Here is a 24,168-nt window from a genome sequence, read left to right on the forward strand (position 1 = left end):
TTTTCTGATTTTCGTAAAGGACTGCTTCTTTTATCATATCTGTTCGGCCGGGGCGTCGTCGGGACTGTAGCCTGAAAAGTACTCGATCCCGTGCTTCTTAAGCCTTTCCTTGACGGCTGGATAAAGTATAAGCTCCTCAACCTCGAAGCCCGCAAAGGCCGGGTGTATCGCCTTAAGCCTCTTTTTGAGGGACGCGACGTTTTCCTGTGTGCTAAAGCTTGTCATGCACGCTGGATGCGTCTTCACCTTATGCTTAACAAGGTGTTCCAGGGCCTTGGTCTGAAGCCCGAAACCCTCTGGCACCGCTCCCGTTAGCCTGGAGAACTCCTCCTCGCAGGTCCCTTTAAGGCTCACCCTCACATAGAGACGAGGGAATTTCGAGAGCTCCTCAGCGTAGGTTTCGTCGCTACCGATGAGTATTCCGTTTGTCTCGAGAATAAAAAGATAGTCTCTGGGAATAAGCTCCAATACTTCGACAAGGTGCTCCCTGCACATGGTTGGCTCGTTTCCGCTTATCCTGAGCTGCTCGAACTTCTTCTTGGCTATCGCCACCAGCCTCCTTGCTACATCCTCGGGGCTGTGGAATTTGCCCGTCTCGGTCGGCCTTGAAACGACGTTCCAGGACCAGCAGAAAACGCACCTCAGGCAGCAGCCGACACAGTCGGCCGTGGAGATCCCGCCGTAAAATCTCGCAGGCCTGAAGCGGTAGTACTTCCTCAGGCTGTCCCTGCACACGATCTTACTCGTGCTCTCCGCAAGCTCAATCGCGTTATACATTTCGATCCTTCAATTCTCCATCCTTCAATCTAAGGGTTGTCTTCGCCGTATCTTCCCCTTAGCGACAAGTATAATACCTCGGAGATTGTCTTTCTCTTGACGCCTCCTTTTTTCTTTTCGAGCATGACGAGGTTTTGCACCCCGTATTCCTTTAAAGGCACCACGAGCCTTCCTCCTTCCGCGAGCTGTTCCATCAGCGGCGGAGGGATCTCCCGGCATGCAGCGGTTATGCAGATCCTGTCATAGGGGGCCATCTCCGGATACCCGAGGCCGCCGTCGCCTTTCACAAGAATGATGTCCTCGTAGCCGGCATCGATGAGGTTTTTCCTGCCGAACTCGTATGTCACGGCGTCCATCTCTATTGATACCGCGAGACCGTCAGGCCCCACCACCTCCCTTGCTATCGCGGCGCCATAGCCCGATCCGAGTCCGACCTCCAGAAACCTGTGGCCTTCGTCAAGGCCCATGTGCTCGTAGAAGAGGGGATAGCTGTGCGGACATGATATGGTGGCCTTCTCGCCGGGGAGGGGCAGGGGAACCTCAAGATATGCGTAGTCCCTGTAAAGACGGGGGATGAAGTTCTCCCTCGGCACCCTAAGAATCGCATCCTTCAGCCGCTTCGATCTGAGATACCCGCGCCTCACAAGCCATCTTACCTTCTCCTGCCTTTCCTTGAGGAACTCCTCCTTGCTCTTACGGGGTTCCCTTGGTGGCGGAATTGCCCAACCCCTGGAGCTCACTTCCACCTGTACTGCTCCTCCACTGAGCTGTGAAGCTTGAAGGGTTTTATGCATTGTGCGAGGGGCGTGCCAACAATCTCAATTCTTTCCATGTCATGCTCGCCAAGACCCTCGCAGAAATTGAGATAACCCACCTTAGAGAAATCCACACCCATGACCTCACAAGCCACCCTGTCCGCTGCCAAGGGGTCCGTGCTTGAGATGGCGACCCAAACGCTGATGGGATCCCCAAAGCTCGGTCCATCACCCTCCATCCCCTCAAGTCCATCTATAACGGCGAGGTCAGGCCAGACGAGCCGGGCAAGCTTCGCTATGTTGAGGTTTGTCTGCCTGATCCCCTGATGCACCTTCGCCTTGTCGGGCCCTGAAACGCTTCCCATTGCCATGTTCTTGATGGAAAGCGTAACGACAACGGCGTCGTGGGTCTTAAGCCTTGCTGCTGATATTTTGTAACTGTCGGGGCTCATCAGCAGACTTGCTACATCCACATATATCTGCTTCCCCGTCGAGTCCTCGATTTCGACCATCTCAAAGGGCCCGCAGTTCAGGTCCACAAGCTCCAGGTCGTACTCGTCGAGAAGTCCGTGGTAGTCGAAATTCCTGTAACCCTCAAGCGTGTTTCCTGCCGCCGCCTCAGCAACGATTACTTTTCGCTTGTAAAACTCGCCAAGGCAATCCAGGACGCCCCTTATGTGGTCTGCATGAGTCGCAGCAAGCTGTATGGATGTGGAGACAAAGTTTGGCTTTATGACCACCCGTCTGTCGCCGATGGCTTCTATGATCTCGCCAGCTATGGGGTCGAGGGACATCCTGATGTTTTCACGTATATCTACGCCTTTTATCATAGAGACCCTTGCCACACCCACATCTTATCACTGATTGCTGGAGAACCATATACCGCTCCTCGTTAGGTTCCAGGATTGTTGACATTTCTACCGAAACTCTTTGATCCAAAAAACAGAAGTTTCAGATTTACTTCATCTGGCTTGCTTAGGATTTAGCGCTCGGTGTCTTCAGAGTTTTCCCCGACCCGTTCGAGGAACGGGCCCATAGATTTTTTAAACACTTACGACATGTATTCAACATCTCTTTCCATCTCCGATATCGCCTGACTGTAGGCGAATGTCGTATCGAGCGCGGCTATATTCTGGGAAGACATTTGTGACCATTAATGTGAGAAAGAAATCTCGACAGTTCCCCAAACCCTGAGGTGCGCCCTTTCGATACTAGTCCTCGTAACGAAATTGGATCTTCAGGTGCAGAGTACTGTCAACTATGCACAGTCCCCCCAAATTGCGTCACTTTAGAAATATCCGAGTTCAATTTCACCTGAATTCCCAATAAGAGCTTTTCGGGCAGTTTATCCTTAGAATCGACTTCGCCAGATGCCCCAGGATCGATTTTCGCCGGGAGACCCATATCATCGTATCCCCCCGGAAGGAGCATTTTCTTTAAAGAAAGTCCGTTGTGAGAGCATAGCAAAAATGACCCTGAGCAGTTTGTGAGCCGTGGCGAGTACCGCTTTTTTATAGTGATACCCGGCGCTTCTTCTTTTCCTGAAATAAGATCCGAACGTGGTGTTATGTTGTATCACGTTTACGGTCATAAGCCAGATGACCCTCCTCAGATGACGATTACCTCTCTTCGAGATCCTACCTGATCCTTCATATTTTCCTGATTGGTACACTACTGGGTCTATCCCGGCAAAAGCGATCAGGTTTCTGTATGATGGGAAATTGCGTACTGTGCCGATCTCAGCAAGAAAGCTAGTCGCTGTGCCGCCGTTGATCCCGGGTATGGAGGTAATGATTTCCAGGTCCTCAACCATCATTGATTTACAGCATTCGGTGAGGGCTTGAGTCAGCTCGTCACGCTGCTGCCCTAGGTGCTTAAGGATAGCGACCTTCCCCCGCAGGATCATCTCCTTTGCCGGACTGGGTGTTGCCACAGAGGTCCGCGCGGCCTGTATAATATCCGTCGAAGTATAAGATAATCTTGTCCCTACGCCTTTTCTGGACAGCGCCTTTTCGATTGCTCTGGGCTTCGTAATACTCACCAGGCGTGCGGAAGGAAACTTCTGCAGAAAGTCGAGCATCACCTTGGTTGAAAGATTGCAAATCGTTTCCAACTCGGGAAATAGTGTCTGAAGGAGCCTCTTGACCTCGGTCTTGTTTATCGATATCTGCTGGCACAAAGACTCCCTCTCCCTTGAGAGGTCTCTCAGCTCCTGAAGATCCTGGGAGACTGATAGCTGAGAAATGGAGTCTTTGTGGATCGTCGCAAATTGCGCAATGGTCCGGGCATCTTTCTTGTCTGTCTTCGTCTTCCTGAGTGAAAGCTTGGCAAAATTAGAAACCAGCAGCGGATTAAGGACAACCACGGTGACACCTTTCGCGGCAAGAAACGAAAACAGGTTGACGTGATAGCAGGCAGTAGATTCCATGGCAACGAACACTTCCGACAGGTCTCCACAGTTGTCCTTTAGTAGGTCGAACAACTTTGAGAAACCCTCACCATCCATCGGGAAAGCCATCGAAAAGAGGCTTTCGCATCGTTCATTAAGCCCATGCCCAGTAGATGAGTCCTTTGCCACATCGACGCCGACAAAAAGCTTGTACACGTCACCATACCTCCTTCTGATCACTATCTGAAGGGAAGGATGCTGCCTCCTAAGCCAATACACCCGCGTTACTAGAGCTCTCAGGCCCAATCAACTAATCAGGGCTTGGGGAGGCAGGGGACAGACAGTAACAAGGGTTCTAACACCCAGTGAGCAGTTCGTCCTCCTGCCCTTCCTAAATCCTTTTATACCATGATCTATACGTAGGTGTGAGTATCCGAGAGATTCACGTCAGTATCACCCTGCAATAAAGACCCTGAGATTCGCGATTCCACCTGCGAAGTCGCAGGTATCCGAAATCGAAGCCGCTGAAGACTTCATCTACGAATCCGCAGGTATTGAGATTTGAAACTATTGAAGATTTACGAAAGAAAGTGATAGGCCTAACGTGCGCCTAAGCTTACGGACTACATGCGCAGCTTAGGCGCACGTTAGGCTTTATCCTTAAAGATCAGTCGGCGTTCACGCCTTTAGCGATCCGGTCGCCGATCTCCTTATCGATGTTGCGCCAGTATTCAAAGGCACGCTTCAGCACGGGCTCGGACACGCCATTTTTGAGGTGTCCGACGACGTTGGACACCAAGCGGTCGCGCTGCGCATCGTCCATGACTTTGCGCACCAGCACGCCGGCTTGGCCCCAATCGTCGTCATCCTTGCGCAAGCTATAGGCAGCGCGGATAAACTCACCGCTTGCCTTCCAGACCTCCACTTGAGGATAGCGCCTGCCGTCGGCCTGCGGGCCTCCTTTCGAGTTCGGCGCATACACCGGGTCGGACACGTTCTGAACCCGCATCACACCGTCCTTGCTGTAGCTGTGCACCGGCACTTTTGGCCGGTTGACCGGGATCTGCTTGTAATTGACCCCTAAGCGGGCACGGTGGGCGTCGGCATAGGAGAAGAGGCGAGCGAGCAACATCCTGTCAGGGCTCGGACCGATCCCAGACACGAGGTTGTTCGGTTCGAACGCCGCCTGCTCGATCTCGGTGTGGAAGTCGGTCGGGTTACGGTCTAACGTCAGCCGACCGACTTCGTGCAACGGGTAGTCACCGTGTGGCCACACCTTGGTCAGGTCGAAGGGATTGAACCGGTAGGTCTCAGCCTCTTCGAAGGGCATGATCTGCACCTTCAGCGTCCAGCTAGGATAGTCCCCCCGCTTGATCGCCTCGAACAGGTCACGGCGGTGGTAATCAGCGTCAACGCCAGCTATCCGGTCGGCCTTCTCCTGTGTGAGGAAATCGATGCCCTGGTCGGTCTTGAAGTGGTACTTCACCCAGAAGCGTTCGCCCTTCACGTTGACCCACATATAGGTGTGGCTCGAGTAACCATTCATGTGCCGCCAGGTCTTTGGAATCCCGCGGTCACCCATCAGCCACGTGACTTGGTGGGCTGACTCGGGCGATAGGGTCCAGAAGTCCCACTGCATGTCGTGGTCGCGCAGGGCATTGTCCGCTCGGCGCTTCTGCGAGCGGATGAAGTGCTGAAACTTCATGGGGTCACGCACAAAGAACACAGGCGTGTTGTTCCCAACCATGTCGTAGTTGCCCTCGCTGGTGTAAAACTTGAGCGCGAACCCGCGGGGGTCGCGCCAAGTGTCGGGGCTGCCACGCTCGCCGGCCACCGTGGAGAACCGTATTAACGTGTCCGTCTTGGCGTCCGGCTGGAATACCGCAGCCTTTGTGTAAGCGCTGACATCTTTTGTTACTTCAAAGTGTCCGAAGGCCCCGGAACCCTTAGCGTGGGGCTGTCTCTCTGGAATCCGTTCGCGGTTGAAGTTGGCCATCTGCTCGATGAGATAGTGGTCCTGAAGCAGGATGGGTCCGTCAGGCCCCACGGTCAGCGAGTATTCGTCGCTGGATACGGGAATCCCGGCATCGGTGGTTGTGGGTTTACGGTCGTCGTTCTTCATGCTAATACCTCCTTCTTTTCCATGGTTTCTTCTCCTCTCATCTGATTACATGGTTACTAATGTCACGGGCATTGATCTTACGCTCGCGGTATCTTTGTTCCCTTGGAAGAGACTATCCGTCTTTACTGTTCTTATCTTTAATAGGAATAGTTCCTATTTAAATAACAAATTTTTTCTCTGTTTCTGCCTGCAGTTTTTGCAGTAGCCATAATACTCATAACGTATCCGGTTTACTGAGAAGCCTTCTGTCGCACCGTCTTCAGGATCTTTCGGGCACTCGGATGGCTTCGGTCCCTTGAGAGGACTTCAATAATTTCTAGCCTCTGCCGGGTGGCCTGAGGTTGTTTTTCTTGAGGGTCTCGATCAGTCTTCTTTTGATTTCCTCTGAAGTCATGCCGCTTTTCATTATGGCTTACTCGGAACGGTTCCTAATTTGAACGCTATCACCAGCAAATTCCTATGTCAACCCGGGCACCTCATGACCGTCTGAAATACAAGCAAGGCAGTTTTTGCTATAAACTACGACCCTACCCCCTAAAACTGGGCCATTGTAATGAGAGTTCTCCTTTTGCAAACTACAGGGCAAGGAGGAGAACATGCGTCAGAAGCGATTCACAGAGGAGCAGATCATCGGGGTGCTGAAGGAGCGCGAATCCGGGATCAAGGCAGCCGACATCTGCAGGAAGTACGGCATTAGTGAGCAGACCCTCTATCGGTGGAAGAGCAAATACGGCGGGATGACGGTGTCCGAGGCCAGGCGGCTGAGGGAGCTTGAGGACGAAAACCGCAAGCTCAAGCAAATGGTTGCCGAGCAGGCCCTGGGCATAAGGGCACTCAAGGCGGCGCTCGAAAGAAAATACTGAAGCCCCGTCAGCTGAGGGAGGCCGTGGACATCATGAGGTCAGAGGGGCTTAGTGAGAGGCGCTCCTGCACTATGGCGGGGCTTAACCGTGCGACGCACCAGTACAATCGAAAACCGAAAGACGACGGGCATTTGAGGCAGAGGCTTAAGGAGTTGGCCGCACGGAGGCTTCGCTATGGCGCTCCGCTGCTGACACTTCTGATTCGGAATGAGCTTGGGGCCGTCAACCACAACCGGATAGAGCGCATCTACAGGGAGGAAGGCTTCGGCTTCCACGCAAGCGCAGGAAGGGGCCGAGGTACGAGCGCAAGGCGCCGCTTGAGCCTGCCACGAAGCCCAGCGAACGCTGGAGCATGGACTCCATGAGCGATTCACTGTGCGACGGGCGGAGGTTCAGGCTGCTGAACATAGTGGACGACTTTACAAGGGAGAGCGTGGAAATAGAGGCGGACACGGGCATATCGGCGAGAGGGTAACGAGGATACTGGACCACATAGCCCGGCGGTGGGGACTGCCGGAGACGCTTGTCATGGACAACGGTCCCGAGTTTACGGGCAGGGCGATGCTGATATGGGCAAAGATGAGAGGAGTGAACCTGCACCATATAGAGCCGGGCAAACCCAACCAGAACGCCTTTGTCGAGAGCTTCAATGGTACGTTCAGGAACGAGTGTCTGAACACGCACTGGTTCCTGAGCGTGCAGGATGCAAAGAGGGAAACAGAAAGGTGGCGGGTGGAATACAACACCGAACGGCCCCATAGTTCCCTCGGCGGCATGACGCCAACGGCGTTCAGAAGGGCTTTCGAAAAGCGGAGTGAGGATGCTAAAATCGGGCGGGAACTCTCACTAACCCTGGCCTAAAAGAAGGGGTAAGGTCGCGGATATTAGCGAAGAACTTCAGGCTTCCATTAACGAGGGTTCCGATTCAGGCAGACCATCTCCTTTCACATGAAGAGGAGGTCGTCAAGCGTTGATGCGTTAAATATCAAGTAATCTCAATTAACATCTTGAGACAAACACGGAAGCATCCGTTTTATATCCTTTTTAGTAGGAACAGTGGCAGCCCGCGTTTTCCGAATTCACCGAGCGGGAAGAAATCCATATCCTGAGATGTGAATCGGTCGGTCGATTGAGATATACTAAGACAAGGGATGGGGGAATGAGAGCGCTGGGTGTGAAGTTTGCCTTAATGCTCTGCCTTGCTTTTGCACTGCCGTTTTGCACCTCAGTCAGTGCCGACCCTCCTGACGGCCTGAGGGGTGAAGCCTTCACCGACCCTTCCAAGATACAGGAGATGCCGGAAGGTTGGGAGGAAAGGCCCATTGAGCACGACACTCAGGTGGAGAAGGCTGACCTTGTTGTAACCCTCGATCAGCACCTGTACCCCGCCATTCTGCCATTAATTCAGGATTATGCCAGCCAGAAAGGTCTGAAGATCGTGGTCACTAAGGGCACCTGCGGTATCTCTGCTGGCAGGCTGGTGGGCAAGTCAGTGGACATTGGCGGCTTTTGTTGTCCGCCCGGCAAGGAGGACCGGCTGCCGGGGCTCCGGTTCCATACCTTGGGGATAGAGCCCATTTTGCTCATAGTGCATCCGGATAATCCGGTTGACGACATCACAATGGATGAGGCCCGTCGCATTTTCCGAGGGGAGATTTATCATTGGTCCGAACTTGGAGGGCGTAATCTGCCGATTAAGACAGTTGGTCGACTCCACTGCAAATTACGGCCCGGCCACTGGAAGCTTCTTCTGGACAACGAAGACCTTTTCAGCCCCAGACTGACAGAAGTTGGGACCATCCCTGATATGATTACCCTTGTTTCTTCAAATCGAGGCGCCATCGGGTATGAGGCCTTTCAGATGGTGCACCATTATCAGGACAGATGGAAGGTCAAGGTTCTTAAAATTGACGGTCTTGACCCGAACGACTCCGGAAACCTTTCTTCGGGTGAATACCCGCTGTACCGCACCTTGAACATTACCACGTGGGAAGGTGCGCACGTTGAAAATCCGGATGCTCAAAGGTTAGTGAATTACCTTCTGGAAAAAGTGGAGACTCTTCATGACACGTTTGGCATCATCCCGGCCTCCGCACTCAGGAAAGCCGGATGGAAATTCGAAGGGGACGAACTGGTCGGAGAGCCGAGATAGAAGGGCGAAAGATGCAGTAAAGGGCTTAGAGGGAAATGGGTATAGTCCATAAAGTTAGCCCCGGTCTCAATCGTATTTCGCTGACCTCGAAAATGATTCTCGTGACTGTTGTGGTCGGCGTTACAGTATGGCTGGTGGCGGACCACTTTGAGACCCTTGCCGTACAACGGTCCTTAGACGCCCATATGAGGACAATGCTGAGCCAGCAAGCACTGGAGGAGAGAAAGTCTTTCGACAATTATGTCAAGGCGTACAATCAGTCAGTCAGACTTTTCGCTTTACAAAAACGTCTCATCGACTATGTAGAAAGCAAGAAATGGCATGACGAAGGGCAGCCGGAGATAAAATATTACCAGGGACTCCCCGAATGGCTCCCCAGGAGCTCGGCCTTGCGGCTCCTGATACATGTTCGTCACGCCCTTTTGCTGGACCCCTCGGGAAGTGTCAGGGAGGTCTACCGGGGTAAACCGGAGCCGCTTCCGGGGTCATTGCTCCAGCCCACGGTCCTCTTGCGTCAGTTGAGCCACAACCAAAGCTTCATGACCAGGCTCGATGGCATGCCTTTTCTCGTGGCTTCCGACATTGTGAGGGATTCGAGGGGCGAGGCACTGGCCACCTTGATGCTCGCCAGCCCCCTTGACGAAGAGTTTCTGGTCGCCTCCCAGGGAGCGTCCGCAAGGGATAGCATAGTGGCGCTGATAACCGGGGAAAATCCCCGTATCCTGGTGAGCAGCGAAGAGGGCTTTCTTCCCCCCGGTACCCTGCTCGATGACCTGAAGGGCCATTACCTCGTTTCAGGCAAGGGGTTTTTCGATTATGGCGCCTCGGATCTGGCCATAGGGTTCGCCTCTTTTATTTCGATCGAGGACGCCCGGTCGCTTACAAGAGGCATCGTTTCGAAGGAAAGGCAGCAGCGTGCAATACAGGCGGTCGCATTCATCATATCCTTTGCGTTCATCATGTTCCTCATCGCCAGGCGCATCGAGAGGCTTACCCATAGAATTTCCGATTTTTCTCAGCGAGTGCTACAGGGACGGGCCTGGCGGATGGAGCGCGGCGACCAGCTCGTCATCCTCGAGAAACGGTTCCAGCACCTTACCGAAGAGGTCGTCTCCTCCCAGGAGACCATACGGAGGGAGTCGGAGGAGAGGGCCAAGAGAAAGGCGGAACTTCAGCAGAAGGAAAAACAACTGGAGTTGCTTCATTCGGTGACGGAGGGGATGCCGGAGGGAGTCTTCCTCCTGGACGAAGAAGACCGTGTCGTCTTTTCAAATCATGTCGGAGTCGAGTATCTCACAACCCTGTCCGGTGCGGCAGTGGGTGACACGCTGAAGCAGATGGCGGATCGTCCCGTCAGAGAACTGCTGGTATCTCCCCCGCAGATACTGTGGCACGAGGTGGAGACGGGCGGACCTCATGCTCGGGTCTTTGAAGTGGCAGGCCGGCCCATGGATGGTCGTGGTGTGGTGTTCGTCATAAGAAACGTTACGGAGGAGCGAGCGCTCAGGGAAAACATGCAGACGCAGGAGCGGCTTGCTGCCGTGGGACAGCTTGCTGCGGGGATCGCCCATGACTTCAACAACATCCTTACGGTTATCACCGGCTATGCCGAGCTACTGCTTGATTCGGACCTTCCTCCCAAGGCCCGGGAGGAGGTCGCCGTAATCCAGCAGAGCGGTGAAAGGGCAACGGCTCTGATACAGCAGGTGCTGGATTTCAGCCGCAAGACTGTTGGAGAGCTCAAGAGCTTGGACCTGATGCTTTTCGTCAAGGAGTTCCTGAAGTTCATTCGGCGGACTATCCCAGAAAATATCCACATCCGTTTCGATGCTGAACCAGGCGAATACAAGGTTAAGGCCGACCTGACAAAGATGCAGCAGGTGCTTGTCAACCTGGCCGTAAATGCCCGTGACGCAATGCCCGGCGGGGGACAGTTGAGGTTTCGTCTTTACCGGCCGGAGCATGTGGAAACCCCGAGCCTCACGGATTCTCCGGCCGGCGAATGGGTGGCGCTGGAGGTGAAGGACACGGGTACAGGTATCCCCGCAAACATTCTTCCCCATGTTTTTGAGCCCTTCTTTACTACAAAGGACGTGGGCAAGGGCACAGGACTCGGTCTCTCCCAGGTTTACGGAATCATCAAACAGCATGGTGGGCATACTGAAGTCAGGACGGAGGCCGGGAAGAGCGCCACCTTTGTCATATATCTTCCCGCCGTAAAGGAAGCGTTGGAGGGAGTTACCGGGGAAAGGGATGTCGCCGTCCCCCAGGGGCGAGGTGAGACTATCCTGATCGTGGAAGACGAAGAGGCGGTTCGTGATCTTGTCCAGAGGGTGCTGGCCAACCTGGGCTATGAGGTAGCCACGGCAAATAACGGCAAAGAAGCACTGGAGATATTCGAGGGGCATGGCGGGGAAATAGGGCTCATTATTACGGACCTTGTGATGCCCGAGATAGGAGGAGTGGAATTAGCCAAGATGCTTAACGAGAGACAGCCCGGCGTAAAGATCATTGCACTGAGCTCGTATCCTGTCGCCGATACGGAAGGCCTCTTGAGAGCCGGGATTATTGAGTTTATAAAGAAACCTTTCCAGATACAAACGCTTGCACAGGCTGTAAGAAGAGCATTAGAGCAAGAAGTATTCAAGAAGAAATTTAGCTGATTTGAGATGTGCTTAGCGGGCAACCCGAATGAAGTATACGAGATATTTAACGAAGCACTCCAGTATGCCTGCGGCCTGTCGTGAGGAGTTTCACTAGAGGAGGTTCCACTTTTTCGCGCCGAATTGTGTCCTCTCACATCCTCACAGTACTCCGCGCCTACCGGACCCGCAAGAGCAGTGATTCTTAGCACTGGAAATAAATAGCCCCTGGACCAACGAAATGGTGGAAGTTTCTTGCGTCAATCCATGGAGCCACCGGATGAGCCATAGGCCTCCAAAATCCACAACGTGGGATTTTCCAAAATGAACCGGGACATTATGTATAATTAAACAGGTCGGTTTTCTTCGATGTCTTCGGAGAAAGGGCATCCGTTCAGTGGGTGACATTTCTATAATTTGCGGATTTTCGCGGATGCTGACGCCATTGCGCCGGGCTGGCCCTGGGCCTCATGGAGGGGGAAAAGAGGTACCCGGGATGGAAGGGCGACGAACGACGTGCGAGGAAGATAAGGGGGTATGGCATCGAGGCGCTTTAAACCTCTCGCCGTGGTCTTGCTGATAGGTGTGGCCGCGGGTATTGGGTGGGTGATCTTTGGCCGGCCTGGAGGACAGGGCGGCCCTGAGGAACGGCGCGGAAGGTCCGCTCTCGTCCCTGTGGAAGTGGCGAGAATAGAGCACGGGCCCATCGAGCTTCGGCGGACCTTCAGCGGGACCCTGGAGGCCCGGGCCAGGTTCATCGTCGCCCCGAAGATAAGTGGGCGCGTGGAGCGGCTGGCCGTGGACCTGGCCGACACCGTCACACGAGGCCAGGTCGTCGCGGAGCTCGACAACGACGAGTATATTCAGGCTGTGGCCCAGGCGAAGGCAGACCTGGAAGTGGCCAGGGCAAACCTATCAGAGACAAGGAGCGCCCTTAAGATAGCAAACCGCGATCTTCAGCGAATTCAGACTCTTCGTAAACGGGGTGTGGCCTCCGAGGTCCAGCTCGATGCGGCCAGGGCGGACCAGCTCGCAAAGCAGGTCCAGCTGGAAGTCGCCGAGGCACACGTGACCAGGGCCGAATCCTCGCTGGAAACCGCGCGGATTCGTCTGGGGTACACCAAGATTAGGGCTGACTGGCGCAGCGGCGCTGACCGCCGTGTTGTGGCCGAGCGCCACGTGGACCAGGGCGAGACCGTCTCGGCGAACACGCCGCTTCTCTCGATAGTCGAGCTGGATCCTATCACCGGCGTCATATTTGTCACGGAGAAAGACTACGCCCGCATGAAACCCGGCCAGCAGGTCCTGCTGACCACCGACGCCTTCCCGGGCGAAGAGTTCCCCGGCCAGATAGACCGCATAGCCCCCGTCTTCCGCCAGGCCACGCGGCAGGCCAGAGTAGAGCTCATGGTGGGAAACCCGGAGCAGCGGCTCAAGCCCGGCATGTTCATCCGAGCCACAGCGGTGCTGGATCGCGTGGAGGAGGCCACCATCGTCCCGGAGCAGGCCCTGTCCAGACGCGGAGACCGGACGGGTGTGTTCGTACTGAGCCGGGATGGACAAACGGTGGCGTGGCGTGAAGTAAAGGTGGGCATCCGTGATGGCGGGCGGGTGCAGATACGGGGCGAGGGGCTTTCCGGCCGTGTCGTTGTCCTGGGTCAGCAACTGGTGGAGGACGGCTCAAGGATCACCGTTTCTGATGTTGCCGGCGATGGGGCCGAACCCTCGCGTTAGGGCGAAAGGCGGATGAGTCTCCCGGAGTTCAGCGTACGAAGACCCATCTTCGTCACCATGGTGACCCTCATCGTGGTGGTCCTGGGAGTGGTCTCCCTGACGCGTTTGAGGATCGACCTCCTGCCGGATATCGAGCTTCCCACCCTGACAATCCGCACAGAGTACGAGGGCGCAAGCCCCGTGGTCATGGAACGTCTGGTCACCCAGATCATCGAAGAGATCGTGGGTACGGTGCCCGGCGTAGAAGACATGACCTCGGTGTCCTCGGAGGGCAGCAGCAGCGTGCGGGTCAGCTTCGTCTGGGGCACCGACATAGACACCGCCGCCCTGGATGTCCAGGGCAAGCTCGAGGACGAGATAAACGAGCTGCCCGAAGATGTCGTGCGGCCCCGCGTGCGCAAGTTCGATATCGCCACCTTCCCGGTCGTCATCCTGGGCATCTCGAGCGACCTGGACCCCGTGGAGCTTACCAAGCTCATCGAGGATCAGATCCGCTATCGCTTCGCCCGCATTCCCGGAGTGGCCCAGGTGGACCTCTGGGGTGGCTTCAACCGGGAGGTCCGGATAGAGCTGGACCCCGACCGAATCAACGCTCTGGGGATGCCTCTGGACCGGGTGCTCCAGGCGGTCCGCGACGCCAACCTCGACCTTCCCGCAGGAAAGATAGAGCAGGGCCGATACGAAGTCACCCTGCGAGCGCCGGCGGAGTTCACGAGCCTCGCCCAGATCAGGGACACGGTCATCGAGGAACGTGAGGAAGCTGCGGTTACTCTGGGGCAGATCGCAGAGGTTTCCGACACTTACGAGAAACTGAGGCGCCTGGTCCGCGTAAATGGAGAGCGCGGCCTCAGGGTGGCCATCCGCAAGCAGGCAGATGCCAATACCGTGGAGGTCTCCAGGCGTGTGCTCGCCGAGATCGACGCCGTCAACGCTGCATTCCCCCAGATAAAAATAATCCCGGTCATAAACCAGGGCAATTTCATCGAGCGCTCGATAGCCAACGTGGCCCGCTCGGTCCTCTACGGCGGTGCTCTGGCTATCGTGGTGCTGCTTTTTTTCCTCCGCAACCTGCGGAGCACACTGGTCATCTCGCTGGCCATCCCCATCTCGGTCATCGCGACCTTCACGCTCATCTTCTTCGGAGGCTTCACGCTGAACCTCATGACCCTGGGTGCGCTGGCCCTCGGAGTGGGCATGATGGTGGACAGTTCCATCGTAGTGCTGGAGAACATTTTCAGGCGGCGCGACGAGGCCGGAGAACATCCGGCTACAGCTGCGGTGCAAGGGACACTGGAGGTCAGGTCCGCCATCATCGCGAGCACCATGACCACGCTTGTCATCTTCCTGCCGCTCATTTTCGTGCGCGGCGTCTCCGGCATCCTGTTCAAGGAACTGGCCTACGTCATCGTGTTCGCCCTGTCCTGCTCCCTCATGGTATCCCTGAGCCTGGTGCCGATGCTCTCCTCCAAGCTTATGAGACGCCCCGGGGAGGCGCGCGGAGCCCGGTGGGCAGTGATGGAGCGCCTTTCTGAAACCGCTGGCGCCTCCTTCAGAAACCTTGATGTCCACTACCGTGACCTCCTCCGGTGGGCGTTGAACCACCGTCTGCTTACGGTGTTCCTTGCCGCCTTTGTAATGGGGGCAAGCCTGCTTCTGCTCCCGTTCATCGGCACGGAGTTCCTGCCGCCAAGCGACGAGGGCGAGGTACGGGTAACGGGAGAGATGGAGGTCGGCACCCGCCTTGAACTGGTTGACCAACAGACACGGCGGATGGAGGAGATAGTCTATGCCCTGGTGCCGGAAATGACATCGTCGGTGGCAAGCGTGGGGGCAACCGGGTGGCGGCCGGACGCTGCCTCCGAGGGCCAACTCCGCCTGGCCCTTTCGCCCGCGACCGAGCGGAAGAGGTCCAATGAAGAGATCGCTAACGTCTTACGCCGCCGGCTCACCGGCGAGATCCCGGGGATGGAGGTTCGCGTTCGGGCGCCGCAGGGCCAGTTCCTTCTGGACCGGATTCTCGGAGGCGACCAGGGGCTGACCGTGGAAGTGCGTGGATTCGACCTGGAAACCCTCGACGCCTTGGCGGACCGGGTGGCTTCGGAGATCGGGAAGGTCCCGGGCATCACGGATGTCCAGACCAGTCGCAAGGCAGGCGTTCCCCAGCACGAGATACGCGTGGACCGCGACAAGCTCGCTGACCTCGGTCTGAGCGCGCGCGACGTGACAAGGATTCTCGAAACCGCAGTGGCGGGCACCAAGGCAGGGGAGTACAGGGCGGAGGGCAACTCCTACCGCATCCTGGTAAAGCTAAAGGATGCCGAGAAGCGCTCCCTGGATGAGATACTCAACCTCACCCTGACCACCGGGTCGGGCGAGCAGGTGGCCCTTCGGAATCTCGTAACAACCGAGTCAAGCCGCGGCCCCCTGGTTATCGACCGCAAGGACCAGCAGCGCATGGTCACGGTCACAGCCAACGTCGCTGGGCGCGACCTGGGCTCCGTGGCCTCCGACACGCAGGCCCTGCTGGCCGCGATACCCCGTCCAGTGGGATATGACCTTATAGTGGCAGGAAACTTCGAGGAGCAGCAGAAGGCGTTCGGGGAGCTGCTCATCTCTCTGGTGCTGGCGCTTGTACTCGTTTACATGGTGCTTGCCTGCCTGTACGAGTCGCTTCGCGATCCCCTCGTCGTGATGCTCTCGGTGCCGGTCGCGGCGGTGGGCGTGCTGGTCATGCTGTTTCTCTCCGGAACCACGCTCAACGTGCAGTCCTACATCGGATGCATCATGCTCGGCGGAATAGTCGTCAACAATGCCATTCTGCTGGTGGACCAGGCCGGACGCCTCACCGGCGAAGGCATGAGCGTCGAGGAGGCTATCGCCGAGGCGGGACGCCGGAGGCTGAGGCCTATCCTGATGACGACTCTGACCACCATACTGGCGCTGCTTCCGCTGGCTCTGGGCATCGGCGAGGGCGCCGACGCCCAGGCACCGCTGGCAAGGGCCGTGGTGGGGGGGCTCACCGGCTCGACGCTGATTACTCTGGTGCTGATACCGGTTGTCTACTCGCTCTTCCATCCGGAGCCGAAGGAGAAAGGCGGGAGGATCACATGAAACCGCTTGTGCTCGCGGCCGCTTTCCTGTTGCTTGCGGGCGCGTGCGCTCGGCCGGACCGCTGGGGCTTTTTTGAGCAGAGCCTCGACCGCCAGCTTCGCAAAGAGACCGCACGTCCCCCGGACTTACCCGACATTCCCGAACCGGGCGTGACCCGGGAACCGGCCTTCTCAATGCCCGAGGAGGGCCCGCTCAAACTGTCGGTGGAACAGACCATCATGCTGGCTCTTCGGAACAATCGCGATCTCCATGTTCGCCAGCTCGGCCCCGTCATAGCTGGCACCTTCGAGCAGATCGAACGGGGCGTCTTCGACCCCGAACTGTTCTTTGAACTCACTTACTCCGAGGAACGCGCCACCCAGACCGCCCGCTCAACAGGCACGCAGTTCGACGTGGAAGGAAGCGACACCAGCGCAGCGGCCGGAGTCAGACAGGCGCTGCCCACCGGCACCACGGTGGAGGCCGCGGTGGAGCAGGAGCGTACGGCCTCAAACCGCACTCCCGAGCAGCATAGTGCGCGGCTGGGGCTGAGCATCACGCAGTCGCTCTTGCGGGGGTTCGGGCCCGCGGTCAACCTCGCGAGCGTGCGTCAGGCGGAGCTCGATGCGGTGGCCAGCCTTCACGAGCTCAGGGGTTTCACCGAGGCGCTGGTGGCCGACGCGGAAACGGCTTACTGGAATTATGTGCTGGCGAAGAAGGAAATAGAAATATTCGAGCGGTCGCTGCAGGTTGCGGTCAGGCAGCGCGATGAGGTCGAGCTTCGGATCGAGGTGGGCATACTTCCGGAGATAGAGGCAGCCGCCGCGCGCGCCGAAGTCGCCCGCCGCAGGCAGGCCCTGATAGACGCCCGCAGCCTGCTGGAGGAGCGAAGATTGCAGCTTCTCAGGTTGATCAGCCCGGGCCCCGGGGGCCGGCTGGACTACTCCGTTAACACAACAAGCGAGCCCGGCATCAATCCGCAGCCTGTCTCGGACTTGGCTGACCGTCTGGACCTCGCCCAGGAAATGCGTCCGGATTTGAAAGAGGCCCGTCTGCGCCTCCAGCAGAATCGCCTCGAAACCATTGTCACCCGAAACGGCCTCCTCCCGAGGCTGGATCTCTTCATCGCGTTGGGAAAGACAGGTTTTGCCGACAGTTTCTCGGAGTCATTCCGCGCGATGGAGGGCAACACGTATGACTTCACGGCGGGCGTGCGCCTGAGCCATTTCGTAGGTAACCGGGCCGCGGAGGGCCGGCACCTAGCCGGGCGCGCCTCGCGACGCCAGGCGGCTGAGGCCCTGGCGAACCTGGAGCAAGTCGTCCGGCTTGACGTGAGGCTCGCCGTCAACGAGGCGGAGCGCACCCGCCAGCAGATCTCGGCCACCAGGGCAACCCGCATCCTTCAGGAAGAGACCCTGAAAGCGGAAGAGGACCGTTTTGATGTTGGCACAAGCACCGCGCTTCAGGTCGCTCAGGCCCAGCGCGATCTGCTGGCCAGCCGGATTGCCGAGGTGGAGGCGGTAGTCAATTACCGCATCGCTCTCATCGAGCTGTATCTGGCGGAGGGAAGTTTGTTGGAACGGCGTGGCATAAGTGTCCCTGCCGGTGCTGAAAGGGGATGGTTACATTCCGGTGACAGTGAAGAAGGAAAGGGGAGCGCTGGCGGCGTAACCCCTTGATTTTTAATGGTGGTCCCAACGGGACTCGAACCCGTGTCTCAGCCTTGAGAGGGCTGCGTCCTAGGCCACTAGACGATGGGACCGTCACACGTAAAGACTATGAAGGCAGTGGCTGGGGAGAGAGGATTCGAACCCCTATAAGCAGATCCAGAGTCTGCCGTGTTGCCCTTACACCACTCCCCAAATAACCAATAAAAAACAATACCTTCCTGCTCATGAGTATAGCAGAAAGGCCGAAACGCAGTCAATACGCCCGGGGTGCCCCAGAAGCGAAAATGCGCGCAGCCCGTGAGCCTTCCGGGCGCTCAGGAGGGCCCGTACTTGCCGGGCTTCAGAAGGGTCTTCAGCTCATCCAGAAACTCGGTCACGTCCTTGAAATCCCTGTACACCGAGGCGAACCGCACATAGGCCACCTGGTCTAGGTCCTTCAGGCACTCCATCACCTCCTCTCCCACCTGGGAGCTGGGCACCTCTTTGAGCCCCAGGGAAAGGAACTTTCGCTCCACCGCGTCGGCGGCCAGCTCCCGTGCCTCCACGTCCACGGGACGCTTCTCAAGGGCCTTGGCCAGCCCGACAAGTATCTTCTCGCGGTCGAAGGGCTCGCGCCTGCCGTCCTTCTTGACCACCAGGGGAAGCACCTCCTCCACCCGCTCATAGGAGGTGAACCGGCGCTCGCATGCGAGGCACTCGCGCCTCCGGCGGATGGCGGCCCCGTCCTTGCTGGTCCGCGAGTCGATGACCTTGTCTTCGTGGTGTCCGCAGAAGGGGCACTTCATGACCGGTAGATGGGGAAACGCCGGCAGAGGGAGTGGACGCGCTCCCGGTATCCTTGCATTTTTGCGTCATCCGGGCCGTTTTGAAGGACCTCGTCGATGAGCTCCGCGATGCGGGCCATCTCCTCCTCCCCCATGCCCCGGGTCGTCACCGAGGGGGTGCCCAGGCGGATGCCGCTGGTGACGGCCGGCGGCCTTTCATCGAAGGGAACGGAATTCTTGTTGGCGGTGATGCCCGCCTTGTCCAGGGCCTGCTCGGCCTCCTTGCCGGTAATGCCCTTGTTCGTGAGGTCGATGAGCATCAGGTGGTTGTCGGTCCCTCCGGATATGACCCGAAAACCCCGGGCCACAAGCTCCGAAGCCAGCCGCTTGGCGTTTCGGACGACTCTTCTCTGGTACTCCCGGAACTCCGGGGAGAGGGCTTCCCGGAAGGCCACCGCCTTGGCCGCAACCACGTGCACCAGGGGGCCGCCCTGGATGCCGGGGAAAATCTGCTTGTCCACGGCCCTGGCGTATTCGGCCTTGCACATGATCATGCCCCCGCGCGGCCCCCGCAGGGTCTTGTGGGTCGTCGTGGTGACGAAATCGGCGTGGGGCACGGGCGAGGGATGCTCTCCCGCGGCGATGAGGCCCGCTATGTGGGCGATGTCGGCCATGAGATAGGCCCCCGCTTCGCGGGCTATGGCGCCGAAGGCCTCGAAATCGATGATGCGGGAGTACGCGCTGGCCCCCACCACGACCATCCGGGGCCTGTGCTCCAGGGCTAGCCGTCTCACGTCCTCCATGTCCACGGTCCCGGTCTCGCGGCTCACGCCGTAGGGCACGTTCCGGTACAGGGTGCCCGAGAAGCTGACCGTGGCTCCATGCGTGAGGTGCCCGCCGTGGCTCAGGCTCATGCCCATGATGGTGTCGCCGGGCTTGAGGACGGCAAAATAGGCGGCCATGTTGGCCTGGCTTCCGGAATGGGGCTGCACGTTGACGTGCTCGGCGCCGAAGAGCTCCTTTGCCCGCCCGATGGCCAGGTTTTCCACCACGTCGGCGTACTCGCAGCCCGCGTAATAGCGCCTGCCGGGATAGCCCTCGGCGTACTTGTTCGTGAAGACCGACCCCTGGGCCTCCATCACCGCCCGGCTCGCGTAGTTCTCCGAGGCGATGAGGACTATTTTTTCCTCCTCTCGCCTGGTCTCCCGGACGATGGCGTCGTAGACCTCGGGGTCCCGGGCCCTCAGTGTGTCAAGGTCCATGCGTGCCGGCCTTTCCTTCCATGCGTGTTATTTTCTCCAGGCGGAGCGCATGCCTTCCGCCCTCAAAGGGGGTCTCGAGCCATGTCCTCACGATATCGGCAGCCATGGCCGGGCCGATGAGGCGGGCGCCCATCACCAGGACGTTGGCGTCGTTATGAAGCCTGCTCATGCGGGCGCTCAGGGGCTCGTTGCAAAGAGCCGCCCGGACCGCCGGCACCTTGTTGGCCACGATGGACATCCCAATGCCGGTGCCGCAGATGAGAATGCCCCTGTCCGCCTCCCCCGAGGCCACCGCACGGGCCACCCGCTCACCGAAATCGGGGTAGTCCACGGAGTCCTTTCCCCTGGTCCCCATGTCCTCCACATGTAGCCCGGAGGCCGTGAGCAAGGCCGCTACCGCGTCCTTCATCTCCACGGCGGCGTGGTCGCACCCGATGGCTATCTTCATGACACTTCCCCCCTGAGGGCTTCGGATAACCCGTTATATTAATGAACGCCATCCGGTGAAGTCAAGGAGCGGCGAATACCCGAAACACAACATATTGGTCCTAGTGCAGGCCCGTCCTCCTTTATGTTGCGTTTTGAGCTACTGAAGGCGCAGGGACACCCCGAGCTCCCGGGAGAGGTTTTCAAGGTCGTGGACGACGTAGAGAAAGGCCATCCATGCCCACCTTCCCCACCGCCGCTCGCCCTCGGCCCTCACCTTTTCCACGGCCTCCCTGCCCCTCAGGTCCTCCTCGCCGAAAAAGAGGACGCTGAAGACCTCGGCGCTCCAGGCGTCTATGGGGAAGCCGCCCATGATGATGTCGGCCGAATAGCCCCCTATGCCGGGAAGCTCCATGAGGCGCGCCCTGGCCTCCTCCGGGGGAAGCTCCTCAAGCTCCTCCAGGGAGGGAAAGCCTCTGCCCAGGGCCCTGGCAAGGGAGACCAGGTTCTTCGCCCTGTAACCCAGACGGCACCGGCGGCCGATGCTCGATGGGCGGAGGACAGCGATACGCTCGGCCCTGGGCCAGGCATAGACCTCTTTTTTGTCGAAGCGGGCCGGGTCGCCATAATTTCTGATAACGCACCGCATCATCTCCTCGCTTCGCTTGAGGGGCGCCATCTGAAGCAATATGGCCAGGGCGGCCTCCCCGAAGAGGGAGCCGCTGCCGGTGTCGTGCATGCCGCGGAGGTCCCGGACGGCGAGGGAGAGGACGGGGTCCTTCACGGCCATCCGGTAAAACGGCCCAAGGTCCTGCCGGACGGCAAGCTTTCGTTCCAGCCACGCCCGAACCGCGTCCCGCCCGGGGGCCGCACCCCTCCGGAAGAACACGTCGGCCAGGAGGGCGTCCCCCTTCGGGCGGCCCGCCGCCCGAAGCCGGAACCCCGCCAGATGCCCCTGCACATGGGCAGCCGTCCAGAGGACGCCATCCTCGTACACTTCCAAGGGGGTGAACAAGGACCATCCGCCGGGTTTCCGGAGGGTGCGCTCCACGTGGTAGGGCTTTACGGGCCTGAAGAAGAATCTATGGGCGTGGGAGAGCTTCACGGCGTGCGGGACCTCAGAGGAGCCCTTTTTCATCCTCGTCAGGACGTCCCGGGTGCGGCGGGCGCCCTGGCCGAGGGCGCTTCGCTCTCCTTGCCCTGCCATGGGCACATCTTAGCACGGGCCGGCATTGCCGAAAACCTTGACATTCACATGCATCGTCTCATAATGGATGTAGGAGTCCAGTTCAAGAGAAAGGAGGAGCGATGCAAGAACGGCAGGTCATCTCAAAGGAGGAGCTTCTCCGGAAGCTCAACGAGGAGCTGTCCAAACACTCCGAATACTACCTTTGCAAGTACGAAGACGTCACCAGGCTCGACGCGCCCGATGACACCGGCGCCAACTGGAAGGACGCCCTCCTCGTCTGTAGCGGCATGCATAGCGGCACCTGCAAACCCACCGCCTTCGAACTCGTTAATGAGATGAGAAAGAAGTACAATATCCGCTGACCGGCCCGGCCCCCCTCTGCCTCGCACCCTCGAGGCAGAGGGCGGGTTATTGTAAGAGGACGGCTTCATGAGCGGCCACCCGTTGCGGATAGGTCGTCTCTCAAGGCCCGGAGCCTTCCGGCCGGGCCCGTCCAGGCCCGTGCACCTCGGGGCTTTCTGCTGGGGAACCATCACGATGTCCCCATCAGCCGCGTGAAGTCCGCCCTTACTTGCCGGAGAAGGGCATATAGCCAACTTCCCCCGGTGTGCGGTAGACTCTTGTTATGGCAAACCCCGTTTCCCCGAAGGACCGTTCCCTGGCCGGGAAGCCTCTTTCGCGGGATATCTCTTCATGAATGTGCTCCTCATAAGCGCAAACCGTAACGCGCACCCCGCCCCGGTCCTGCCGGCGGGGGCGTGTCTTACGGCGGAGGCGGCCCGGCGGGCCGGACACCGTGTGAGGATGCTGGACCTCATGTTCCAGAGAAACCCCCGTCGGGCTCTCCGGCGCGCTCTCGGGCGAACGGCACCGGAGGTGGTAGGCATCTCCCTGAGGAATATCGACAACAACGACATGCAAAACCCTCTTTTCTACCCCGGAGAGCTCGGGCCCCTCATCGAAGAGATACGGACCGCCACGCCCGCCCCCGTCGTCCTCGGGGGCGCCGCGGCCGGCGTCATGCCGGGGGAGCTCCTTCGACGGACGGGCGTCGACTGGGTGGTCCCGACCGAGGGGGAGGCCGTCTTTCCGGCCCTTCTCGGGAGCATCGAGAAAGGGGGCTCCCCGCGCAAGATACCCGGGGTGGCCTGGCTGGAGGGCGGAGAGGTAAGGGAGAACCCCCTTGCCACCCGGAGGATGCCGGGAGGGTTCTCGGTCCCCCGCTACGGCGATTGGGTGAACGTTAGGGCATACAGGCGGAGCATGGCCGCAGCACCGCTTCAAACAAAGCTGGGCTGCCATTTTCGCTGTGTGTACTGCACCTACCGGAAGCTGGAGGGCATGAGCTACCGCTTGATGGAGCCCGGAGCGGCCCTTGAGGCCGTGCGCGGCCTGAGGAGGCAGGGTTTCCGGGACGTGGAGTTTACGGATAACGTCTTTAACTTCCCTTACGCCCATGCCATGGCCGTCCTCGGAGAGCTGGCCCGCGGGAGGCACGAGACGCGTCTTCACAGCGTGGAAATGAACCCCCTGCAGATGGACGACCCCCTTCTCGATGCCATGGAGGAGGCCGGGTTTTCAAGCATCGGGGTGACGGCGGAGAGCGCGTCGGACCGGGTCCTTGAGGGCATGGACAAGGGCTTTGCCGCCCGCGACGTGGTACGCGCGGCCGAGGTGGTGAATCGGCACCGGCTGCCCTGCCTCTGGGTCTTCCTCCTCGGGGGGCCGGGGGAGACCATGGAGACGGTGAAGGAGACCTTTCGATTCGCCCGGCAATACGTACGTCCCCGGGATGCGGCCTTTATCCAGGCCGGGGTACGCATATACCCCGGGACCGGGCTCGAGGCGATTGCCCGGAAGGAGGGTGTCCTCACCCTCCGGGCCGGCGACATGCTGGAACCGGTCTTTTACTGCTCCCCTCAGGTTGACCCCGGATGGCTCCTCGGGGCGGTGAGGGAAGAACTGTCACGCCACATGAACTACACGGGAAGCGAGTCCATAGGCCTTTCGGCCCTGCCCCTCATAAACAGGGCGGCCTTCGCCCTGGGCATGAGGCCCCCCCTCTGGAGGTACAGCCGCACCATCCGCAGGGGGCTCGGGCTCCTCGGGGTGAAGGCATGAGCAGCAGGCAAGCCCGTGCCCACCTGGTCTCGGTGGGCACGGCGGTCCCGCCCCTGAGGCTGAGCCAGGAGGAGGCGGGGAGGTTCCTCATGGAGCACTTCGGCCGCTCCCTGAGCGAAAGGAGCCGCGCCGTCCTCACGAAGGTCTTTTCACACCCGGGCATCGCCTCCCGGACCTTCGCCCTCGAAAGCCCCGAGGAGCTCCTCCGGGAG

General features: G+C 58.7%; 17 protein-coding genes, 2 tRNA genes and 1 pseudogene. 9 read left to right on the forward strand and 11 right to left on the reverse strand.

The features are described from left to right. Positions 1-33 precede the first annotated feature (33 nt). The 5 genes from P8Y39_07725 to P8Y39_07745 all read right to left on the reverse strand — a co-directional run bounded on the left by P8Y39_07725 (position 34) and on the right by P8Y39_07745 (position 6,043). Entirely contained in the window at positions 34-777 is a 744-nt protein-coding gene (locus P8Y39_07725) for a radical SAM protein (GenBank protein ID MEJ2192226.1), read from the reverse strand. Between the two features lie 29 nt (positions 778-806). Beyond that, positions 807-1,523 carry a protein-L-isoaspartate O-methyltransferase gene (gene pcm, locus P8Y39_07730; protein MEJ2192227.1) on the reverse strand — a complete coding sequence of 239 codons (717 nt, stop codon included), beginning with the start codon at positions 1,521-1,523 and terminating at the stop codon, positions 807-809. Further along, positions 1,514-2,377: a DUF362 domain-containing protein gene (locus tag P8Y39_07735; protein MEJ2192228.1), complete on the reverse strand. Its 864-nt coding sequence runs from the start codon at positions 2,375-2,377 to the stop codon at positions 1,514-1,516. The genes pcm and P8Y39_07735 overlap by 10 nt, the downstream gene beginning before the upstream one ends. Positions 2,378-2,937: 560 nt before the next feature. Next, positions 2,938-4,137, reverse strand: a complete 1,200-nt coding sequence (locus P8Y39_07740) for an IS110 family transposase (GenBank protein ID MEJ2192229.1) — start codon at positions 4,135-4,137, stop codon at positions 2,938-2,940. Positions 4,138-4,588: 451 nt separating this feature from the next. Beyond that, on the reverse strand, positions 4,589-6,043 hold the full coding sequence (locus P8Y39_07745; protein ID MEJ2192230.1) for a catalase: 1,455 nt from the start codon (positions 6,041-6,043) through the stop codon (positions 4,589-4,591). A 596-nt stretch (positions 6,044-6,639) separates the two neighbouring features. On the opposite strand from P8Y39_07745, the pseudogene P8Y39_07750 reads away from it, so the two are divergent. The 6 genes and pseudogenes from P8Y39_07750 (at position 6,640) to P8Y39_07775 (ending at position 18,203) form a co-directional block, all read left to right on the forward strand. Next, positions 6,640-7,767 (forward strand): annotated as a pseudogene (locus P8Y39_07750) (IS3 family transposase). Positions 7,768-8,065: 298 nt separating this feature from the next. After that, positions 8,066-9,058 carry a substrate-binding domain-containing protein gene (locus P8Y39_07755; protein ID MEJ2192231.1) on the forward strand — a complete coding sequence of 331 codons (993 nt, stop codon included), beginning with the start codon at positions 8,066-8,068 and terminating at the stop codon, positions 9,056-9,058. 35 nt (positions 9,059-9,093) lie between these two features. Then, on the forward strand, positions 9,094-11,721 hold the full coding sequence (locus P8Y39_07760; GenBank protein ID MEJ2192232.1) for a response regulator: 2,628 nt from the start codon (positions 9,094-9,096) through the stop codon (positions 11,719-11,721). A gap of 654 nt (positions 11,722-12,375) precedes the next feature. After that, entirely contained in the window at positions 12,376-13,434 is a 1,059-nt protein-coding gene (locus P8Y39_07765) for an efflux RND transporter periplasmic adaptor subunit (GenBank protein MEJ2192233.1), read from the forward strand. Between the two features lie 12 nt (positions 13,435-13,446). Then, on the forward strand, positions 13,447-16,545 hold the full coding sequence (locus P8Y39_07770; GenBank protein ID MEJ2192234.1) for an efflux RND transporter permease subunit: 3,099 nt from the start codon (positions 13,447-13,449) through the stop codon (positions 16,543-16,545). Continuing rightward, positions 16,542-18,203 (forward strand): TolC family protein, encoded by a 1,662-nt coding sequence (locus P8Y39_07775; GenBank protein MEJ2192235.1) that lies wholly within the window; start codon positions 16,542-16,544, stop codon positions 18,201-18,203. The genes P8Y39_07770 and P8Y39_07775 overlap by 4 nt, the downstream gene beginning before the upstream one ends. Positions 18,204-18,210: 7 nt before the next feature. Here P8Y39_07775 and P8Y39_07780 read toward each other — a convergent pair. The 6 genes from P8Y39_07780 to P8Y39_07805 all read right to left on the reverse strand — a co-directional run bounded on the left by P8Y39_07780 (position 18,211) and on the right by P8Y39_07805 (position 21,853). Beyond that, positions 18,211-18,286 (reverse strand) — tRNA-Glu (locus P8Y39_07780). A 26-nt stretch (positions 18,287-18,312) separates the two neighbouring features. Further along, positions 18,313-18,386, reverse strand: a tRNA-Gln gene (locus P8Y39_07785). Between the two features lie 122 nt (positions 18,387-18,508). After that, on the reverse strand, positions 18,509-18,979 hold the full coding sequence (gene nrdR, locus P8Y39_07790; GenBank protein MEJ2192236.1) for a transcriptional regulator NrdR: 471 nt from the start codon (positions 18,977-18,979) through the stop codon (positions 18,509-18,511). Continuing rightward, complete coding sequence (gene glyA, locus P8Y39_07795) at positions 18,976-20,220, reverse strand: serine hydroxymethyltransferase (GenBank protein ID MEJ2192237.1); 1,245 nt, start codon at positions 20,218-20,220, stop codon at positions 18,976-18,978. The genes nrdR and glyA overlap by 4 nt, the downstream gene beginning before the upstream one ends. Next, entirely contained in the window at positions 20,210-20,668 is a 459-nt protein-coding gene (gene rpiB / locus P8Y39_07800) for a ribose 5-phosphate isomerase B (GenBank protein MEJ2192238.1), read from the reverse strand. The genes glyA and rpiB overlap by 11 nt, the downstream gene beginning before the upstream one ends. Positions 20,669-20,806: 138 nt before the next feature. Beyond that, positions 20,807-21,853: a hypothetical protein gene (locus tag P8Y39_07805; protein ID MEJ2192239.1), complete on the reverse strand. Its 1,047-nt coding sequence runs from the start codon at positions 21,851-21,853 to the stop codon at positions 20,807-20,809. A gap of 101 nt (positions 21,854-21,954) precedes the next feature. Between P8Y39_07805 and P8Y39_07810 the strand changes: the two genes are divergently transcribed. From P8Y39_07810 to P8Y39_07820, 3 genes are all read left to right on the forward strand, one after another. Further along, positions 21,955-22,197 (forward strand): hypothetical protein, encoded by a 243-nt coding sequence (locus tag P8Y39_07810; protein MEJ2192240.1) that lies wholly within the window; start codon positions 21,955-21,957, stop codon positions 22,195-22,197. A 331-nt stretch (positions 22,198-22,528) separates the two neighbouring features. Beyond that, positions 22,529-23,956, forward strand: a complete 1,428-nt coding sequence (locus P8Y39_07815) for a radical SAM protein (GenBank protein MEJ2192241.1) — start codon at positions 22,529-22,531, stop codon at positions 23,954-23,956. Next, positions 23,953-24,168, forward strand: a 216-nt coding sequence (locus tag P8Y39_07820) for a hypothetical protein (protein MEJ2192242.1), incomplete at its 3' end; no start/stop codon positions are given. The genes P8Y39_07815 and P8Y39_07820, both read left to right, overlap by 4 nt.

This window comes from Nitrospirota bacterium, assembly GCA_037386965.1.
Classification (GTDB): domain Bacteria; phylum Nitrospirota; class Thermodesulfovibrionia; order Thermodesulfovibrionales; family JdFR-86; genus JARRLN01.

Bases quoted from the DNA above. Each gene is read 5' to 3' on its own strand.
- P8Y39_07725 (MEJ2192226.1), bottom strand. From the start codon at position 777: ATGTATAACGCGATTGAGCTTGCGGAGAGCACGAGTAAGATCGTGTGC.
- P8Y39_07745 (MEJ2192230.1), bottom strand. From the start codon at position 6,043: ATGAAGAACGACGACCGTAAACCCACAACCACCGATGCCGGGATTCCC.
- P8Y39_07755 (MEJ2192231.1), top strand. From the start codon at position 8,066: ATGAGAGCGCTGGGTGTGAAGTTTGCCTTAATGCTCTGCCTTGCTTTT.
- P8Y39_07760 (MEJ2192232.1), top strand. From the start codon at position 9,094: ATGGGTATAGTCCATAAAGTTAGCCCCGGTCTCAATCGTATTTCGCTG.
- P8Y39_07770 (MEJ2192234.1), top strand. From the start codon at position 13,447: ATGAGTCTCCCGGAGTTCAGCGTACGAAGACCCATCTTCGTCACCATG.
- P8Y39_07775 (MEJ2192235.1), top strand. From the start codon at position 16,542: ATGAAACCGCTTGTGCTCGCGGCCGCTTTCCTGTTGCTTGCGGGCGCG.
- nrdR (MEJ2192236.1), bottom strand. From the start codon at position 18,979: ATGAAGTGCCCCTTCTGCGGACACCACGAAGACAAGGTCATCGACTCG.
- glyA (MEJ2192237.1), bottom strand. From the start codon at position 20,220: ATGGACCTTGACACACTGAGGGCCCGGGACCCCGAGGTCTACGACGCC.
- rpiB (MEJ2192238.1), bottom strand. From the start codon at position 20,668: ATGAAGATAGCCATCGGGTGCGACCACGCCGCCGTGGAGATGAAGGAC.
- P8Y39_07805 (MEJ2192239.1), bottom strand. From the start codon at position 21,853: ATGGCAGGGCAAGGAGAGCGAAGCGCCCTCGGCCAGGGCGCCCGCCGC.
- P8Y39_07810 (MEJ2192240.1), top strand. From the start codon at position 21,955: ATGCAAGAACGGCAGGTCATCTCAAAGGAGGAGCTTCTCCGGAAGCTC.
- P8Y39_07815 (MEJ2192241.1), top strand. From the start codon at position 22,529: ATGAATGTGCTCCTCATAAGCGCAAACCGTAACGCGCACCCCGCCCCG.